Here is a 17,250-nt window from a genome sequence, read left to right as displayed (position 1 = left end):
TTTGGCCGGTCATCCGCGCGGGGTGACGGCACGCAGAAAGGGACGGGTGTGAACGGACCCCTCATCGTCCAGAGCGACAAGACCCTGCTCCTGGAAGTCGACCACGAGCAGGCCGACGCCTGCCGCCGGGCCATCGCGCCGTTCGCCGAGCTGGAGCGGGCGCCCGAGCACATCCACACCTACCGGCTGACGCCGCTCGGCCTGTGGAACGCGCGCGCCGCGGGCCACGACGCCGAGCAGGTCGTCGACGCGCTCGTCGAGTTCAGCCGCTACCCCGTGCCGCACGCGCTACTCGTCGACATCGCCGAGACGATGGACCGTTACGGGCGCCTCACCCTCAGCAAGCACCCGGCCCACGGCCTGGTCCTGACCACCACCGACCGGCCCGTCCTGGAGGAGATCCTGCGGTCGAAGCGGATCATCCCGCTCGTCGGCAACCGGATCGACCCGGACACCGTGGCCGTGCACCCCTCCGAGCGCGGGCAGATCAAGCAGACCCTGCTGAGGCTGGGCTGGCCGGCCGAGGACCTCGCCGGATACGTCGACGGGGAGGCGCACCCGATCGAGCTGGCGGAGGACGGCTGGGCGCTGCGGCCCTACCAGAAGCAGGCCGTGGAGAACTTCTGGCACGGCGGGTCGGGCGTCGTCGTCCTGCCCTGTGGAGCGGGGAAGACGCTCGTCGGCGCCGGGTCCATGGCGCAGGCCAAGGCCACCACCCTCATCCTCGTCACCAACACCGTCTCCGCCCGGCAGTGGAAGCACGAGCTGGTGAAGCGGACCTCGCTGACCGAGGACGAGATCGGCGAGTACAGCGGGACGAAGAAGGAGATCCGCCCGGTCACCATCGCCACCTACCAGGTGCTGACGACCAGGCGGAAGGGCGTCTACCCCCACCTGGAACTCTTCGACTCCCGGGACTGGGGACTCATCGTCTACGACGAGGTGCACCTGCTGCCCGCGCCCGTCTTCAAGTTCACGGCCGATCTCCAGGCGCGCCGGCGCCTCGGCCTGACCGCGACCCTGGTCCGCGAGGACGGGCGCGAGTCGGACGTCTTCTCGCTCATCGGGCCGAAGCGGTTCGACGCGCCCTGGAAGGAGATCGAGGCGCAGGGGTACATCGCTCCCGCCGACTGTGTCGAGGTCCGCGTCAACCTCACCGACTCCGAGCGGCTCGCGTACGCGACCGCCGAAGCCGAGGAGAAGTACCGCTTCTGCGCGACGACCGCCACCAAGCGGAAGGTCACCGAGGCGCTGGTACGGAAGTTCGCGGGGCAGCAGATCCTCGTGATCGGCCAGTACATCGACCAACTCGACGAGCTGGGCGAGCACTTGAACGCGCCCGTCATCAAGGGCGAGACCAGCAACGCCCAGCGGGAGAAGCTGTTCGACGCCTTCCGGGAGGGCGAGATCAGCGTGCTCGTCGTGTCGAAGGTCGCCAACTTCTCCATCGACCTGCCGGAGGCGACCGTCGCCATCCAGGTGTCGGGCACCTTCGGCTCGCGCCAGGAGGAGGCCCAGCGGCTTGGCCGTGTGCTGCGCCCGAAGGCCGACGGCCACCAGGCGCACTTCTACTCCGTCGTCGCCCGCGACACCATCGACCAGGACTTCGCCGCGCATCGGCAGCGGTTCCTGGCGGAGCAGGGGTACGCCTACCGGATCGTCGACGCCGACGAGCTCCTGACCGACAACTGAACCAGCAGCGCCAGCCCCAGCAGGGGGTACGGCGAGGCGAACGGCTGCTGCCACCAGGGGAGAGCCAGGTCCAGATCACCCTGGTGCGGGACCAGCCAGAGGGTGCGGGCCGCGAAGACGAGGGCGGTGGCGGCGGCTAGGCACGCGCCGTGTCCGGCGTACAGCACGGCGATCAGCGGGACGCACCACACCCAGTGGTGGGACCAGCTGATGGGTGAGATCAGCAGGGCCGTGAGGGCGGTGACGAGGACGCCCTCGCGGTCGGTGCGCGCGCGGCGGGCCAGCCACAGTCCCGCCGCCGCGACGGCCAGCGCGGGCGCGGCCCACAGCGGACCCGGCGCCGGGTCCCCCAGCGCGCGGGCGATCAGCCCCTGGAGCGACTGGTTGTCGACGATCCACACCTTGCCGACGCGGCCGGTCTCGTAGAGCCGCCGGGTCCAGAAGTCGACGCTCGCGGCGGGAAGGACGAGCGCGCCCAGCAGTACGGTCCCGGCGAAGGCGGCGGACGCGGTCGCCGCCTCCCGTCGCCGGCCCTTGAGCAGCAGATACGCGACGAAGACGGCCGGGGTCAGTTTCACCCCGGCCGCGATGCCGAGGGCGATGCCCTTGCCCGGGGCGCCGGGCGGCCGGGTCAGGTCCCAGAGGATCAGGCAGGCGACGGCGAGGTTGATCTGGCCGAAGAGCACGGTCTGGAAGACGGGTTCGAGCCACAGGGCGAGCGCGGTGGCGGCGCAGAGCACGGGCAGGCGTGTCGGCAGGCCCGCGAGACGGCAGGAGAGCCGGACCAGTACGGCCAGCAAAACCACGTTCCCGGCGACGCAGACCGCCTTGAGGACGGACAGCGGGAGCCAGGCCAGCGGGACGAAGACGAGTGCCGCGAAGGGCGGGTACGTGGCGGGCAGCTGCCACTCGGTGACGGTGAACCGGTAGAGATCCGTGCCGTGGACGACGGCCGCACCCTCGGCCCGGTAGACGAGCGCGTCGGCCATCGGGGTGCGCCGGAGGAGACACAGAGCGACGAACGCGGCGAGGGACGTCGCCAGCAGAAGGACGGGAAAAAGGGAGGCGGGGGAACGGGGGGAGGCGGAGAAACGGGGGACGGAGTACGGGGGGACTTCGTTGGGTGAGCGATCGGTCACGTTCCGGTGAAACACGGAGTGACCCTAGTGCCGGGACGGTTCACCCCGGCGAACGGCTCACCGTCGTCGTACGCCCGCCTCCTCCTCGTACTCACCGAGGAGCACCACGCCGAACGCCGCGCCCACGAAGACCTTGACGGCGTGCAGGGCGTCGCCGACACGGTGGTGGTGGTGAACGGGGGAGAAGGCGGTCGCGCCACGAGCGGCGGGACCGCGTTGGGAAGGGCCTGGGGTGAAGGTTGCTGCGCTCATGTATCCATCATGGAATCCGTGACCCCAAATGGCGTCGGCCTATGGACCGAACCTCGGTGGCCCCCTCGTACACCTCCAGGCCTCTGCGTGTACGCCTCACGACGGACGGCGACCCCTAGGGATCCGGGGCTCGCATCCCTGATGCCGCGCATGACACCGCGAACGATGCCGCGAACGATGCCGCGGAAAAGAGTTGGCCCGGACCTCCTCCCCTGACCTAGAATCTCCGCTCTTGCCCGCCTCCCTCGACGGAGTGCCGCCGCCCGGCCGGAAACCGGACAGCATCCAACGGCTCGACCGCCGTACCCACTCACACGCAGCAGGTCTTCCGGAGGCTCCACGTTGTCCACCCCACCCGCCCACGACCCCCTCTCCCGCGAGCGCGCCCACCTCGGCGAGTCCCGTGCGGCACTGCGCGCGATGCGCGAGGACGTGGAGAACCTCGACATCAGCGACGTCGCCGCGAACTGGGTGAACGCCCAGATCCTCGCCCGCCAGATCGACGAGCGGATCAAGTCCCTCGCCGACCTCAGCCACACCCCGCTGTTCTTCGGCCGCCTCGACTACCTGCACGCGCCCGGCGCCGACAAGGCGGAGGGCGCGGAGGGCGAGCGTTTCTACATCGGGCGCCGGCATGTGCACGATGCCGAGGGCGACCCGATGGTCATCGACTGGCGCGCGCCGGTGTCACAGCCGTTCTACCGGGCCTCGAAGAAGGACCCGATGGACGTCGGACTGCGCCGCCGCTTCGGATACACCGGCGGCGACCTCACGGCCTACGAGGACGAGCACCTGTCCGACCCCTCCGAGGCCGCGGCCACCAGCAAGCTGCTCCAGCAGGAGATCGAGCGCCCGCGCGTCGGCCCGATGCGGGACATCGTGGCGACCATCCAGCCGGAGCAGGACGAGATCGTACGGTCGGGTCTCGCGGGCTCCGTGTGCGTGCAGGGCGGCCCCGGCACCGGGAAGACGGCCGTCGGCCTGCACCGCGTCGCCTACCTCCTCTACGCCCACCGGGAGCGCCTCGCCCGCACCGGCACCCTGGTCATCGGGCCGAACAAGTCCTTCCTGCACTACATCGAGCAGGTGCTGCCCGCGCTGGGCGAGCTGGAGGTCAAGCAGGCGACGGTCGACGACCTGGTCGCGCATGTGGAGGTACGCGGGACGGACGACGCGACCGCCGCCGTCGTCAAGGGCGACGCCCGGATGGCCGAGGTGCTGCGCCGGGCCGTCCGCTCGCACGTGACGCTCCCGACCGAGGGCGTCGTGGTCGTGCGCGGCTCGCGGCGCTGGCGCGTCCCGGCGTACGAACTGGAGACGATCGTCCAGGAACTGCTGGACCGCGACATCCGGTACGGCGCCGCCCACGAAGCCCTTCCGCAGCGGATCGCGCACGCCGTGCTGGTCCAGATGGAGCGCTCGGGCGAGGCCCCGGACGACCGGGTGCAGGACGCCGTCGCCCGCAACACCGCGGTGAAGGCGGCCGTCAAGGCGATCTGGCCGCCGGTCGACCCCGCCAAGCTGGTCCTGCGGCTGCTCACCGACGCCGACTTCCTCGCCGTCCACGCGAAGGGGCTCCTCGACGAGGACGAGCAGAAGGAGATCCTCTGGGCGAAGGCGGTGCGGTCGGTGAAGTCGGCCAAGTGGTCCGCCGCCGACGCCGTGCTGATCGACGAGGCCACCGATCTCGTCCGGCGCACGCACTCCCTCGGCCATGTCGTGCTCGACGAGGCGCAGGATCTGTCGCCGATGCAGTACCGGGCGGTGGGGCGGCGCTGCACGACGGGTTCGGCGACCGTGCTCGGTGATCTCGCGCAGGGCACGACCCCCTGGGCGACGCGGAGTTGGGACGAGGCGCTCGCCCACCTCGGCAAGGGCGAAGCGGTGATCGAGGAGCTGACCGCCGGTTTCCGCGTCCCCACCGACGTCATCACCTACGCCTCCCGGCTGCTGCCGCACATCGCTCCGGGCCTCACCCCGGTGGCGTCGGTCCGCGAGAACCCCGGCTTCTTCGAGGTACGCCCGACGACCGCCGACGAGCAGGTCGTCGGCGCCTGCGAGGAGTTGCTGCGCAACGAGGGCTCGATCGGTCTCATCGCCGCCGACGCCCGGATCCCGGCGCTCACCGAGGCGCTGACGACGGCGGGCCTGACCTACCTGGGCCCCGGCGAGGAGACGACGGCGCAAACCCGCCTCACCCTGGTCCCGGCCTCGCTCGCCAAGGGCCTGGAGTACGACTACGTGGTCCTGGACGAGCCGCAAGCCGTGGTGGACGGCGAACCGGACGAACGCACCGGCCTGCGGCGCCTGTACGTGGCGCTGACCCGAGCGGTCTCGGGCCTGCTCGTCACCCACGCGGCCCCACTGCCGGCGCAGCTGGGCTAGTCCACGGCCAGTCCCTGTCCCTGGTCGGGCAGGGACTTCAGCAGCGCGTCCAGGAGGCCGGGGAACCGACGGTGAACACGAAGGCCCACCGCGGCTCAAGCGCGCCGACCCCGTGGCGTGAACAGCCGGCGGACCCGGCCGGCCGCGTCGGCCGTCACGCGTCCAGGGCCTCCCGCCACTCCCGTACGACCTCCACCGCCACCGGGCCGTGCCACCCACCGGGCCGGGCTGCCCCACCGATGTGGAAGGCGTCGATCCCCGCGGCCTTCAGCCGAGGAACGTGATCGAGACGCAGTCCGCCGCCCACCATGATCCGGGGCTCGTAACCGGGTTCGGTGCGGCGGGTGGCCTCGGCGAGGAGGGTCGGGAAACCGTCGTCCACGCCGTCCGGGGAGCCCGCCGTGAGGTACGCGTCCAGGCCCGGCAGGTCCGCGAGCTGCTTGCGCAGGGAGTCGCGGTCGGCGGCGCGGTCGATCGCGCGGTGGAACGTCCAGGGGCAGCCGTCCAGTTCGGCGAGGATCCGTTCCACGACGGGCAGGTCGGGGCCGCCGTGCTCGTCGAGGAACCCGAGCACGAACTCGTCCGCTCCCGCGGCCCTCATCTCCCCCGCGACCCGTACCAGCGCGTCGACGTCCTCGGCGCCGCCCGCCGCGAAGCCGTCCGAGCGCCTCAGCATCACGCGCAGCGAGATGTCGACGGCGGCGCGGATCCCGGCGAAGGTCTCCACCGGCGGGGTGAGCCCGTCGGCGGCCATGTCGGTGACCAACTCCAGCCGGTCGGCGCCTCCGGCCTGGGCGGCGACCGCGTCCTCCACGCCGAGGGCGATCACCTCCAGGACTGCACGCTTGCGCTCGCTCATGGGACCTCTTCCTCTGGGGCGACTACAGGTCTAGTCCAATCCCAGCGTACGCCGCGGTCGCCGCCCACCGCGAGAAGGCCTCCCCCTCCGGCGAGGACGGACCGCCGGGGCTCCGCCCCGAATCCCCACAGGCCCTGGGGCCTGTCCGGCGGATCATGCCGCAGACGCGGGGCTTGGCACGCCCATCTGCGGCGATGAGGCACCGCCGCTGCCCTCCGACTTGATCCGCCGGACAGGCCCTAGGGACAGCGGGGCCCAGGCGGGAGAATCGACGCATGCCCGACCTCGACGCGCTGCGCACCCGCTGGACCCATGCCCTCGACGGCGCCCGCTCCCCCGGCGGCCCCGACCCGGCCCCGTACGCGGACAACCTCCTCACCCGCTGGCAGGAGCCGCGGCGCCGCTACCACACGGTCGCGCACCTCACCGCGGTCCTCGACCACATCGACGTACTGGAGGAGTACGCGGACGACCCCGCCCTCGTCCGCCTCGCCGCCTGGTTCCACGACGCCGTCTACCTTCCCGACCGCTCCGAGAACGAGGAACGCTCCGCCTGCCTCGCCGAACGCGCCCTCCCCGAGGCCGGGGTACGGGAGGACAGGACCGCGGAGGTCGGCCGTCTCGTCCGCCTCACCGTCACCCACGCCCCGACCGACGACGACCGCAACGGCCAGGTCCTGTGCGACGCCGACCTGGCGATCCTCGCCTCGCCCCCGGACACGTACGCCGCCTACACCGCCGCGGTCCGCGAGGAGTACGCCTTCGTCCCGGACGAGGCGTTCCGGGCGGGCCGGGCGGCCGTACTGAGCCAACTCCTCGAACTGCCCCGGCTGTTCAGAACGCCGTACGGAACACGGGAGTGGGAGGAGCGGGCCCGGGAGAACATCCGGCGCGAGCTCGCCCACCTCACCGCACCCGCCCCGGAATCGGCGAACCCGCCACGGAAGGACGCCAAGTGACCCGCTCCGGTCCACCGACCGGCCCCCGCATGCCTCTCGCCGTCTACATCCTCGCCCTCTCCGTCTTCGCCCTCGGGACCAGCGAGTTCATGCTCTCGGGGCTCCTGCCGCCCATCGCCGACGACATGGGTGTCACGATTCCGCGGGCGGGTCTGCTCATATCGGCGTTCGCCATAGGCATGGTCGTCGGGGCGCCGCTGCTCGCCGTGGCCACCCTCCGTCTCCCCCGCCGTACCACCCTCGTCTCGCTCATCGCCCTCTTCGGGCTCGGCCAGATCGCCGGCGCGCTGGCACCGACGTACGCCGTGCTCTTCGCCTCCCGGATCGTCAGCGCCCTCGCCTGCGCGGGCTTCTGGGCGGTGGGCGCGGCGGTGGCGATCGCGATGGTCCCGGTGACCGCCCGGGCCCGTGCGCTCGCGGTGATGATCGGCGGACTGTCGATCGCGAACGTGCTCGGGGTCCCGGCCGGTGCCTTCCTCGGCGGGCATCTCGGCTGGCGGTCCGCGTTCTGGGCCGTCGGCGCGGCCTCCGCGATCGCCCTGGTCGGGGTCGTCACCCTCATTCCTCGTATCCCGCTCCCCGCCGAGAAGCCGCAGCTCAGGCGGGAGGTCACCATCTACCGTGACCCGCAGGTCTGGCTCACCGTCGCGCTCGTGATGCTCGCCGCGGGCGGGGTCTTCTGCACGTTCAGCTATCTCTCGCCGCTGCTCACCGATGTCGCCGGGCTCGACGACGGCTGGGTACCGAGCGTGCTCGCGCTCTTCGGGGTCGGGGCGCTGATCGGTACGACGATCGGCGGCCGGGTCGCCGACGCGCACCTCTTCACGGTGCTCCTCTCGGGCACCGCGGCCTCGACCACCGTCCTCGTGGCGCTCGCTCTCCTGGGCCAGTACGCGATCGCGGCCGTGGCTCTTTCCTTCCTCCTCGGCGTCACCTGCTTCTTCACCGCCCCGGCACTCAACGCCCGGCTGTTCAACGTCGCGGGCAGCGCCCCCACCCTGGCCGGGGCCACCACCACGGCCGCCTTCAACCTCGGCAACACCGGCGGCCCGTGGGTCGGCGGCGCGGTCATCGACGCGGGCCTCGGGTACACGGCGACGGCCTGGGCGGGCGCCGCCATGACGGTGACGGGCATGGGGGTGGCCGCCGTCTCGCTGCGGCTGCAGCGCCGTACCCGGGCCTCCCGCGTGGTGGCGTCCATGAACAAGAAGGCCGAAAACGCCGACAGGACCAACAATCCAGTGCGTAACGACGTCTGACCGCGCCTATCCTCAGCCGCATGCGATCCATGGGTGGGGACCAGGTGGAGGAAGCCGTCGCGGGAGCCGCCGCGCTGTTGCGGGCGGTGGCCGGGCGGGACTGGGACGGGGTCGGGGCGGGCCGTCTCGAGTGGAGTTGCCGCAGGACCGCCGAGCACATCGCGGACGATCTCCTCGCGTACGCGGGGCAGTTGACGGGGCGGGCCACGACGGCGTACGTGCCCTTCGGGATCTCCCTGGACGACGGCACCGACAACGCGGGGGTCGTCGACGTGATCGAGACGACCGGCGCGCTGCTCTCCGCCGCCGTGCGCACGACGCCGCGCGAGGTGCGTGCCTTCCATCCGTACCCGTTCCGCAGCGCCAACCGCGAGGGCTTCGCCGCGATGGGCGTCACCGAGGTGCTGCTGCACACGCATGACATCGCGCAGGGTCTCGGGATCGCCTACGAGCCGCCGGCCGAGCTCTGCGCGGACGTACTCTCCCGGATTTTTCCGCACGTCAGGCCGGGGTCCGACCCGTGGCCCACCCTCCTGTGGGCGACCGGCCGCGGCGAGTTGCCCGGCCGCGCCCCGCTCACCGAGTGGCGCTGGAGCAACAACCTGGTGATCGGGGCCGAACGGCTCACGCTCCAAGGAGTCAGCCCGGCGGCCGCCGTCGATCTGCGCGCGGGCGGCACCGGCGGCTTCGAATGGATCGAGGGCGGCCCCTTCGACGGCACGCGGGACGCCGCCGGAATGGTCGTGAAGGCGTACGAGAGCGGGGTGCACCGCCCGGAGTGGGGCATGTTCGTGCTCGTACGGACCGAGGACGGGCGGGCGGTCGGCGCCATGGGCTTCCACGGCGCCCCCGACGAGGACCGCCGCGCGGAAGTCGGCTACGACCTCGCCGAGAACGCCCGCGGCCACGGCTACGCGACCGAGGCCCTGCGCGCCCTCGCCACCTGGGCCCTCGCCCGCGACGAGCTCGACATCCTCTTCGCGGCCATAGAGCGGACCAACGCCCCCTCCCAACGGGTGGTCGCGCGGGCGGGGTTCACTCGGGTGAGCGAGGACGAGGAGCAGTACGCGTACGAGCTGCGCGAGCTGGATCCGGCCCTGCGTCTGTACGCACGCACCGGCTGACGCCCCGGCTCCCGTCCGGGTTCATCGGCCGGGTTCATCGGCCGACGCGGTCACCGGCCGGCGTACTTGCGCCGCCGCAACCCCGCCCCGTACAGCAGCCGCACCACCTCGCGGCTGCTCACCTCCACCGCCCCGGCACGCACGGCGTCGGCGTACCGGTGGGAGGGGATGTCGTAGTGGTCGCGCTCGAAGGCACGCGGGGGTACGCCCAAGTCCGCGGCGAACACGTGCAGTTCGTCGTACGAGACATCGCTGACCAGGTGGGACCAGAGCCGCCCGTGCCCCGGCCAGGTGGGCGGATCGATGTAGACGGTCACGAGGACGGCGTCTCGCCGGTCGCCGACCCCAGGCATCCCACGGAGGCGACCTTCACGCCCGCCTTGTGGCAGACCCAGTGCGGATCGGGCCCCAGCTCGGGCTCGACATCGAGGGCGTGCGGGTCGCCCGAGCCGCAGACCGGGCACAGCGGCCACCGCCCGTACCGCTCCAGCAACGCGTCCTGTACGTCCTGGGCGACGAGCCCGGCCACATAGCCGACGCCCTCCGGCCACTGCTCGACCCACCACCGGCGCTGCACCACCGAGTCCTCCACGAGTGAGACGACATCCGCCTCGGCGACCTCACCCGCGACGAGATCGGCGAGAACAAGGGCGCGAGCCGCGTGCAACGCCTGCTCCAAGGGGCTGACGGGATGGCTGGTGGGATCCATGCACCCATTGTGCGCACCCTTGACCGCATACCCCAGCAGAAAATATCTTTCAGAAGTGACCCAAAACGTGAAGGAAATTTTCGCCGGTGAGGCTCCGCCCGCCCCGGCGGCCCTCGCGGCCAAGGTGCGGACGCTCGCCCCGTCGATGACCCGCTCCATGCAACGGGTCGCCGAGGCCGTCGCCGGCGACCCGGCCGGCTGCGCGGCCCTCACGGTCACCGGCCTCGCCGAACTCACCGGCACCAGCGAGGCCACGGTCGTGCGCACCGCCCGCCTGCTGGGCTACCCCGGCTACCGCGACCTGCGCCTCGCGCTCGCGGGCCTCGCCGCCCAGCAGCAGTCGGGCCGCGCCCCCGCCGTCACCGCGGACATCGCGGTCGACGACCCCATCGCGGACGTCGTCGCGAAACTCGCCTACGACGAACAGCAGACCCTCGCCGACACCGCGGCGGGGCTCGACACGGTCCAGCTCGGCGCGGCCGTCACCGCGCTCGCCGCCGCCCGACGGATCGACATCTACGGCGTCGGCGCCTCCGGGCTCGTCGCCCAGGACCTGGCCCAGAAGCTGCTGCGCATCGGGCTCATAGCCCACCCGCACAGCGATCCGCACCTCGCCGTCACCAACGCGGTACAGCTGCGGGCCAAGGACGTGGCGATCGCGATCACCCACTCCGGCTCGACGGGCGACATCATCGAGCCGCTGCGGGTCGCGTTCGAACGCGGGGCGACGACGGTGGCGATAACCGGCCGCCCGGACGGACCGGTCACGCAGTACGCCGACCACATCCTCACCACGTCCACGGCCCGCGAGAGCGAGTTGCGTCCCGCGGCGATGTCGTCGCGCACCAGCCAGCTGCTGGTGGTGGACTGCCTGTTCGTGGGGGTCGCCCAGCGGACGTACGAGACGGCGGCGCCGGCGCTCTCCGCGTCGTACGAGGCGCTGGCGCACCGCCACAGTCCTCGGGGCCGTATGCGGTAGCGCTCCGCGGGAAGCCGTGGATGGATGCAGTGGCCGAGACTGGATGTAGTCGTAACGCTGCGGGCCTGTTGTGGCTGGGCGCGCCCACGCGGCGGAGCCGCATATGTTCGCAGCCCCGCGCCCCTCAAGGGGCGCTTTACCACCCCGTGTTGAAAAGAGCCGTTCGTCATGACCTTTTCCACCGCCGACGCCTCCTCCAACCACCACTCCCTGCGGGCCGAGTTGGAGACGTTGACCACTGAGGCGTTCCGTCCCGAGCTGTCCGAGATCGACCGGCTGTCGACGCTGGAGATCGCGAAGATCATGAACGCCGAGGACGCGACCGTGCCGACGGCCGTCGCGACCCAGCTGCCCCGTATCGCCGCCGCGATCGACGCCGTCGCCGAGCGCATGTCCCGCGGCGGCCGGCTGGTCTACGCGGGCGCGGGCACCGCGGGCCGCCTCGGCGTGCTGGACGCCTCCGAGTGCCCGCCCACCTTCAACACCGACCCGACCGAGGTCGTGGGCCTGATCGCGGGCGGCCCGAGCGCCATGGTCACCTCGGTCGAGGGCGCCGAGGACTCCAGGGAGCTGGCCGCGGCCGATCTGAAGGAGCTCTCCCTGACCCCCGACGACACGGTGGTCGGTGTCTCCGCCTCCGGCCGCACCCCGTACGCCGTCGGCGCGGTCGAACACGCGCGCACGCGCGGCGCGTTGACGATCGGCCTGTCCTGCAACGCGCACAGCGCGCTGGCCGCCGCGGCCGAGCACGGCATCGAGATCGTCGTCGGGCCCGAACTGCTGACCGGCTCCACCCGCCTCAAGGCGGGCACGGCGCAGAAACTCGTCCTGAACATGCTCTCGACGATCACCATGATCCGTCTCGGCAAGACGTACGGGAACCTGATGGTCGACGTCCGCGCCTCGAACGAGAAGCTGCGGGCCCGCTCCCGCCGTATCGTCGCCCTCGCGACCGGCGCCTCGGACGAGGAGATCGAACAGGCCCTCGCGGCCACCGACGGCGAGGTGAAGAACGCCATCCTCACCATCCTCGGCGGCGTGGACGGCCCCACGGCGGCCCGCCTTCTGGAGGAGAGCGACGGCCATCTGCGCGCGGCGCTCGCCGCATCGACGGGCTGACCAGCACCCTCATGGAGTGCGCACAACGAACGACTCCACGGCCGCCGCGATCCTCCCCCTGGTCGGCGGCGCCGCGAACGTCACCTCCGTCGCCCACTGCATGACCCGCCTGCGCCTGGGCCTACGGGACCGGACGCTCGTACACGAGGACGCTCTCAGGTCCCTGCCCGCCGTACTCGGCGTGGTCGCGGACGACGACAGCTACCAGATCGTGCTGGGGCCGGGCACGGTCGCACGAGTGACCCCCGAGTTCGAGGCCCTCGTCACCGGCACGGCCGACACGGCCGGTGCTCCGGCCACCGGTACAGCCGGGGCGCCAGCCACCAGCACGGCCGGCGCGCTGGCCGCCCGTGGCGCCGAGTGGAGAGCCGCACGTCGGCAACGCAACGCGACCCCGCTCAAGCTCCTCCTGCGCCGGATCGCGAACATCTTCGTCCCCCTGATCCCCGCCCTGATCGGCTGCGGAGTCATCGCGGGCCTGGACGGCCTGCTGACCAATCTGGGGTGGCTCCCCTCCCTCACCCCCGCCCTCGCCGCGATCGCCTCCGGCTTCATGGCCCTGATCGCGGTCTTCGTCGGCCACCACACCGCGAAGGAGTTCGGCGGCACCCCGATCCTGGGCGGCGCGGTGGCGGCGATCATCGTGTACGCGGGGGTCGCGAAGGTGACGGCCTTCGGCATGACGCTGGCACCGGGCCAGGGCGGTGTGCTCGGCGCACTGGCCGCCGCGCTCCTGGGGACGTACGTGGAGAAGTGGTGCCGCCGCCGGGTCCCCGAAGCCCTCGACGTCCTCGTCACCCCCACCGTCACCGTCCTCGTCACCGGCCTGGTGACGCTCTACGCCCTCATGTACGCGGCGGGCGAGCTGTCGACGGCCGTCGGGGCGGGGGCGAACTGGCTCCTCGACCACACGGGCGTCTTCGCGGGCCTCGTCCTGGGCGGCCTGTTCCTCCCCCTGGTGATGCTGGGGCTGCACCAGGCCCTGATCCCCCTCCACACCACCCTCATCCAGCAGCAGGGCTACACGGTCCTGCTCCCCGTCCTGGCGATGGCGGGCGCGGGCCAGGTCGGCGCGGCGCTCGCGGTCTACGTCCGCCTCCACCACGACCTGTCCCTCCGTACGACGATCAGGTCGGCGCTCCCGGCGGGCCTCCTGGGCGTCGGCGAACCCCTCATCTACGGCGTCTCGCTCCCCCTCGGCCGCCCCTTCGTCACCGCCTGCGCGGGCGGGGCGGCGGGCGGCGCCTTCGTCGGCTTCTTCTCGATGCTCGGCGACAAGATCGGCTCCACGGCGATCGGGCCCTCGGGCTGGGCGCTGTTCCCCCTGCTCAAAGGCACAGGCGGCCTGGCCCTGACGGCGGCGGTCTACGCGGGCGGACTGCTCACGGGGTATGTGGTGGGGTTCGCGGCGACGTACTTCTTCGGCCTCGGGAGGACGGTCGCGGGTGCGGGGGCCCTCGGCGGCGGGGGGACTGTCAGTGACGTGTGCGATTCTTCGAAGGAGGGGAAGGACACCGACCCGGGAGGGAATCCACCACCGTGAACCACGCACAGCTGACCGCCCTCGGCCGCGCCCTGCGTGTGCTCGGCGAGCACGGCGACGCGCTGAACGCCGACACGCCCGACGCGAAGCTGCACGAGGTGAAGGCCGATCTGAAGCGGGCGCTGGACCTGCTGGAGGAGACGGTGACGACGGCGGTGCCCACGACCCGCTGCGCCGAGCATCCGAGCGGCCCGGTGGACGAAGGCGCCGTCGACCTCTGTCTGCTCTGCGAGACGCGTCGGCGCACCGCCCGCCGCACCGAGGTGAACGACGCCTTCCCGCAGGGCCGCCCCAGCGGCGCGGACGAGGCCCCCGAGCGCACGATGTCCCGGTACGGCGTGCGGGCCGACCGCCCCCAGCCCCAGCAGCGCTGGCTGCCCGAGGTGTGGACCGGCCAGGCGTGGCAGTTGTGCGGCACCCCGCGCCGCGACCGCGTCGAGGCGGAGCGGTATCTCGCCGCGGAGCGCCGCACCCCCCGCCCCGGCATGGCCTACCGCCTGGTCCACGAGTTCACGGACTACGAGGTGCTGCGCATCTGGGGCACACCGGTGAAGGTGGACATCGAGCCGATGGGCAATCTGTAGCCGATCCAGGTCCGTTGACCATTGCGTTGATCATCGCGTTGACCACAAGCGCCCAGGTCACCTGCGGGCTCCCGCGCTCGGGACGGCGGAGGCGAGATGCCTGCTGAACCAGTCCGTGGCCAGCTCGGTCGCCGATTCCAGGGTGCCGGGTTCCTCGAAGAGATGGGTGGCACCGGGGACGACGGCCAGCTGATGCTCACAGCTCAGGCGCGCCGCGGCCTGCCGGTTGAGGTCCAGGACCACGTGGTCACGGCCCCCCACGATGAGCAGCGTCGGAGCCTTCACCTCCGGCAGCCTGGGGCCGGCCAGGTCCGGCCTGCCCCCGCGGGAGACGACTGCCGCGATGTCCGCCGTGGGCGCCGCCGCCGCCCACAGCGCGGCGGCGGCGCCTGTGCTGGCACCGAAGTAGCCGAACTCCATACCCTGCGTGCCGGGCTGCTCACGCAGCCATTCGGTCGCCTGGGTCAGCCGGCGGGCGAGCAGCGCCGTGTCGAACACGTTGTCCCGGTTCGCCGCCTCGGCCTCGGTGAGCAGATCGAACAGAAGGGTGCCGAGACCTGCGCGGTTCAGCCCGGCGGCGACGAAGCGGTTGCGTGGGCTCTTCCTGCTGCTGCCGCTGCCGTGGGCGAAGAGGACGACCCCGGGCGCGCCGCGGGGCAGCGTCAGCCGCCCGTCGAGCGCGGCGCCCGTGGCCGGTATCCGGACCGCCCTGTCGTAAGGCGGAGAAGCGCGCCCGGGGGAGGCGCCGCCCGCAGCCGGCGGCGCGTCGGACGTGGCGTGCGCCGCGCGGTTGTGCTCCAGGCAGGCGATGACCTCCTCGTCGCTCGTCTGCTCGAAGTCCGTGTAGAACTGACCGATCGCGTAGAACAGCCGGGGGGTGTGCACACAGACGCCTTCGTCCGCCGCGCCTCCCACGCGGGCCGACCAGTCGTGCGGCGCCACGGGAACCGCCAGCACGATCCGCGACGCGCCGCGGGCCCGCGCGATCCGGCAGGCCGCCAGCGCCGTGGAGCCGGTCGCCAGACCGTCGTCCACCACCAGGACCGTCCGTCCTTCGTACCGGGCCGGCCGTTGCTCGCCCCGGTAGCGGCGGGCCCGCTGCTCCAGGACGCCTCGCTCGTGTTCCTCCACCGCCGCCAGATCGCGGTCCGTCACCCCCGTCGCACGCACCACCTCTTCGTTGATGACGCGGACGCCCTCCTCACCGATGGCGCCCATGGCCAGCTCCGGCTGGAAGGGCACCCCCAGCTTGCGTACGAGGCAGACGTCGAGCGGAGCGCCGAGGGCCTCGGCGACCTGCGCGGCGACCGGGACGCCGCCGCGGGGAAGTCCCACGACCACGAGGTCCTGGCCCTTGAGGTGGTGCAGCCGAGCGGCGAGCCGTCGGCCCGCGTCGGTTCGATCAGCGAAGTACATGGTCGCCTCCCGGGGTGAGGTGAGGTCCTCGGGGCCCGAGTGAAGTCCGGTCCGCGCTGCCGGGCGGACAAGTCCATTATGGAGCGCCGCCACTCGCGGCTCCCAGCGCCGGGCGGACGATGAGGGTGCCGTCCGGGTTCCGTTCGACGTGTGAGCCGTAGGCCCGGCTGATCCGGCCCAGAACGTCCCCCACCCACCGCGATTCCTTGGCCGTCGCGCGCTCCAGCCGCATCCGCCGGGACCGCATCGGGACGATGCGCACGTCGTGGAACCTGCCGTTGTCCGGGTCCACGGTGACGAAGTACAGCAAGCGGAGATCGTCCCGGTACTCCTCGTAGCCGCCGATGCCCTCGTAGTCGTTGATCAGGTCACCGCAGCCGTGGGTGATGAGCTTTCCCCGGTACGACTCCAGCGGCCGCGGATGGTGCGAGGAGTGCCCGTGTACGACGTCCGCGCCGGCGTCGATGAGCGCATGGCCGAAAGCGGACCTGGTCGCGCGGGACGAGATAGCCCCAGTTGGAGCCCCAGTGGACCGAGACGACCACGATGTCGCCCGGCCGCTCGGCCGGACGCAGCCGGGCCGCGAACCCGGCCGCCGCGGCCTGTGACGGCTCGGCGACGAAGTCGACCCCGCTGCGCTGTGCGGTGGCGGCCCAACCGCGGGGGATGCCGCTGGAGGCCGTCCCCATGGAGAAGACCAGGACACGCCGGCCGCCCGCGACGGGGACGATCGCGGGACGCCTGGCCGCGTCGGCGTCCCGCCCCGCTCCTGTCGAGCGAAGGCCCGCGTCGGCCAGGGCGTCGAGGGTCTCCGCCAGCCCGCGGCGCCCGTAGTCCAGCACATGGTTGTTGGCCAGGGCGCAGACGTGCGGACGGGCGGCGGCCAGGCCGGGCAGGTTGGCCGGGTGCATCCGGTAGTGGACCTCTTTGCCGGGCGCGGCCTCGTCGTTGCGCGTGACGGCCGTCTCCAGGTTGAGGATCCGGGCGTCGGGTGCCGTCGCGGCGAGCACGTCCAGCGCGTCGCCCCAGGGCCAGGAGAAGTCGACCGGCCGGGGAATCGTGCCGTTCGCCGCCTCGGCCAGCTCCACATAGGCGCGGGCGTCCTTGATGTACGACTCGCGCAGCCTCGGATCGCCGGGGTGCGGAAGGATCTGGTCGACTCCGCGGCCGAGCATCACATCGCCGGCCAGGAACAGCGTGACGAGGTCACCGCCCATTTCTCCAGGCTAGG

At 72.2% G+C, this 17,250-nt stretch carries 15 protein-coding genes and 1 pseudogene; 9 read left to right on the top strand and 7 right to left on the bottom strand.

What is annotated here, in order from left to right:
- Positions 1–48 precede the first annotated feature (48 nt).
- Positions 49–1,692, top strand: a complete 1,644-nt coding sequence (locus OG568_RS28540) for a DNA repair helicase XPB (RefSeq protein ID WP_266433395.1) — start codon at positions 49–51, stop codon at positions 1,690–1,692.
- Here OG568_RS28540 and OG568_RS28535 read toward each other — a convergent pair.
- A complete protein-coding gene (locus OG568_RS28535; RefSeq protein ID WP_329536476.1) occupies positions 1,650–2,738 on the bottom strand; it encodes a glycosyltransferase 87 family protein in 1,089 nt (362 codons plus the stop codon). The genes OG568_RS28540 and OG568_RS28535 overlap by 43 nt on opposite strands.
- A 150-nt stretch (positions 2,739–2,888) precedes the next feature.
- Positions 2,889–3,083, bottom strand: coding sequence for a hypothetical protein (locus OG568_RS28530; protein ID WP_329533600.1), 195 nt, complete (start codon positions 3,081–3,083; stop codon positions 2,889–2,891).
- A 420-nt stretch (positions 3,084–3,503) separates the two neighbouring features.
- On the opposite strand from OG568_RS28530, the gene OG568_RS28525 reads away from it, so the two are divergent.
- Positions 3,504–5,468 carry a HelD family protein gene (locus OG568_RS28525; protein WP_443077887.1) on the top strand — a complete coding sequence of 655 codons (1,965 nt, stop codon included), beginning with the start codon at positions 3,504–3,506 and terminating at the stop codon, positions 5,466–5,468.
- Between the two features lie 154 nt (positions 5,469–5,622).
- Here OG568_RS28525 and OG568_RS28520 read toward each other — a convergent pair whose 3' ends face one another.
- A complete protein-coding gene (locus OG568_RS28520; RefSeq protein WP_329533598.1) occupies positions 5,623–6,327 on the bottom strand; it encodes a copper homeostasis protein CutC in 705 nt (234 codons plus the stop codon).
- 275 nt (positions 6,328–6,602) lie between these two features.
- Here OG568_RS28520 and OG568_RS28515 point away from each other — a divergent pair, with 275 nt between their 5' ends.
- From OG568_RS28515 to OG568_RS28505, 3 genes are read left to right on the top strand one after another with little or no spacing between them, the layout of a single operon-like run.
- Positions 6,603–7,286: an HD domain-containing protein gene (locus OG568_RS28515; protein WP_329533597.1), complete on the top strand. Its 684-nt coding sequence runs from the start codon at positions 6,603–6,605 to the stop codon at positions 7,284–7,286.
- Positions 7,287–7,315: 29 nt separating this feature from the next.
- Positions 7,316–8,545: a Cmx/CmrA family chloramphenicol efflux MFS transporter gene (locus OG568_RS28510; protein ID WP_329536475.1), complete on the top strand. Its 1,230-nt coding sequence runs from the start codon at positions 7,316–7,318 to the stop codon at positions 8,543–8,545.
- A 20-nt stretch (positions 8,546–8,565) separates the two neighbouring features.
- Positions 8,566–9,669 carry a GNAT family N-acetyltransferase gene (locus OG568_RS28505; RefSeq protein WP_329533596.1) on the top strand — a complete coding sequence of 368 codons (1,104 nt, stop codon included), beginning with the start codon at positions 8,566–8,568 and terminating at the stop codon, positions 9,667–9,669.
- Between the two features lie 50 nt (positions 9,670–9,719).
- Here OG568_RS28505 and OG568_RS28500 read toward each other — a convergent pair whose 3' ends face one another.
- A complete protein-coding gene (locus tag OG568_RS28500; protein WP_329367006.1) occupies positions 9,720–9,986 on the bottom strand; it encodes a DUF4031 domain-containing protein in 267 nt (88 codons plus the stop codon).
- Positions 9,983–10,378 carry a hypothetical protein gene (locus OG568_RS28495; protein WP_099921988.1) on the bottom strand — a complete coding sequence of 132 codons (396 nt, stop codon included), beginning with the start codon at positions 10,376–10,378 and terminating at the stop codon, positions 9,983–9,985. The genes OG568_RS28500 and OG568_RS28495 overlap by 4 nt, the downstream gene beginning before the upstream one ends.
- A gap of 55 nt (positions 10,379–10,433) precedes the next feature.
- On the opposite strand from OG568_RS28495, the gene OG568_RS28490 reads away from it, so the two are divergent.
- The 4 genes from OG568_RS28490 to OG568_RS28475 all read left to right on the top strand — a co-directional run bounded on the left by OG568_RS28490 (position 10,434) and on the right by OG568_RS28475 (position 14,603).
- Positions 10,434–11,357 (top strand): MurR/RpiR family transcriptional regulator, encoded by a 924-nt coding sequence (locus OG568_RS28490; RefSeq protein WP_266433380.1) that lies wholly within the window; start codon positions 10,434–10,436, stop codon positions 11,355–11,357.
- A 168-nt stretch (positions 11,358–11,525) separates the two neighbouring features.
- Positions 11,526–12,476 carry an N-acetylmuramic acid 6-phosphate etherase gene (gene murQ / locus OG568_RS28485; RefSeq protein ID WP_329533595.1) on the top strand — a complete coding sequence of 317 codons (951 nt, stop codon included), beginning with the start codon at positions 11,526–11,528 and terminating at the stop codon, positions 12,474–12,476.
- Between the two features lie 16 nt (positions 12,477–12,492).
- Positions 12,493–14,019 (top strand): PTS transporter subunit EIIC, encoded by a 1,527-nt coding sequence (locus OG568_RS28480; protein ID WP_329533594.1) that lies wholly within the window; start codon positions 12,493–12,495, stop codon positions 14,017–14,019.
- Positions 14,016–14,603: a hypothetical protein gene (locus tag OG568_RS28475; RefSeq protein ID WP_266433374.1), complete on the top strand. Its 588-nt coding sequence runs from the start codon at positions 14,016–14,018 to the stop codon at positions 14,601–14,603. Before OG568_RS28480 ends, OG568_RS28475 begins: the two co-directional genes overlap by 4 nt.
- Before the next feature lie 57 nt (positions 14,604–14,660).
- Here the strand turns inward: OG568_RS28475 and OG568_RS28470 are convergent, their stop codons facing one another.
- Positions 14,661–16,019, bottom strand: coding sequence for a phosphoribosyltransferase family protein (locus OG568_RS28470; RefSeq protein ID WP_329533593.1), 1,359 nt, complete (start codon positions 16,017–16,019; stop codon positions 14,661–14,663).
- A 76-nt stretch (positions 16,020–16,095) separates the two neighbouring features.
- Positions 16,096–17,236, bottom strand: a pseudogene (locus OG568_RS28465) (CapA family protein).
- Between the last annotated feature and the right edge of the window lie 14 nt (positions 17,237–17,250).

The organism is Streptomyces sp. NBC_01450 (assembly GCF_036227505.1).
In the GTDB taxonomy this organism is placed as follows: domain Bacteria; phylum Actinomycetota; class Actinomycetes; order Streptomycetales; family Streptomycetaceae; genus Streptomyces.
This window is presented reverse-complemented; position numbering and strand designations above follow the sequence as displayed.

Excerpts from the sequence above, each read along its gene's own strand:
- OG568_RS28510 (WP_329536475.1), top strand. The coding sequence starts at position 7,316 with ATGCCTCTCGCCGTCTACATCCTCGCCCTCTCCGTCTTCGCCCTCGGG.
- murQ (WP_329533595.1), top strand. The coding sequence starts at position 11,526 with ATGACCTTTTCCACCGCCGACGCCTCCTCCAACCACCACTCCCTGCGG.
- OG568_RS28495 (WP_099921988.1), bottom strand. The coding sequence starts at position 10,378 with ATGGATCCCACCAGCCATCCCGTCAGCCCCTTGGAGCAGGCGTTGCAC.
- OG568_RS28520 (WP_329533598.1), bottom strand. The coding sequence starts at position 6,327 with ATGAGCGAGCGCAAGCGTGCAGTCCTGGAGGTGATCGCCCTCGGCGTG.
- OG568_RS28505 (WP_329533596.1), top strand. The coding sequence starts at position 8,566 with ATGCGATCCATGGGTGGGGACCAGGTGGAGGAAGCCGTCGCGGGAGCC.
- OG568_RS28515 (WP_329533597.1), top strand. The coding sequence starts at position 6,603 with ATGCCCGACCTCGACGCGCTGCGCACCCGCTGGACCCATGCCCTCGAC.
- OG568_RS28470 (WP_329533593.1), bottom strand. The coding sequence starts at position 16,019 with ATGTACTTCGCTGATCGAACCGACGCGGGCCGACGGCTCGCCGCTCGG.
- OG568_RS28530 (WP_329533600.1), bottom strand. The coding sequence starts at position 3,083 with ATGAGCGCAGCAACCTTCACCCCAGGCCCTTCCCAACGCGGTCCCGCC.
- OG568_RS28525 (WP_443077887.1), top strand. The coding sequence starts at position 3,504 with ATGCGCGAGGACGTGGAGAACCTCGACATCAGCGACGTCGCCGCGAAC.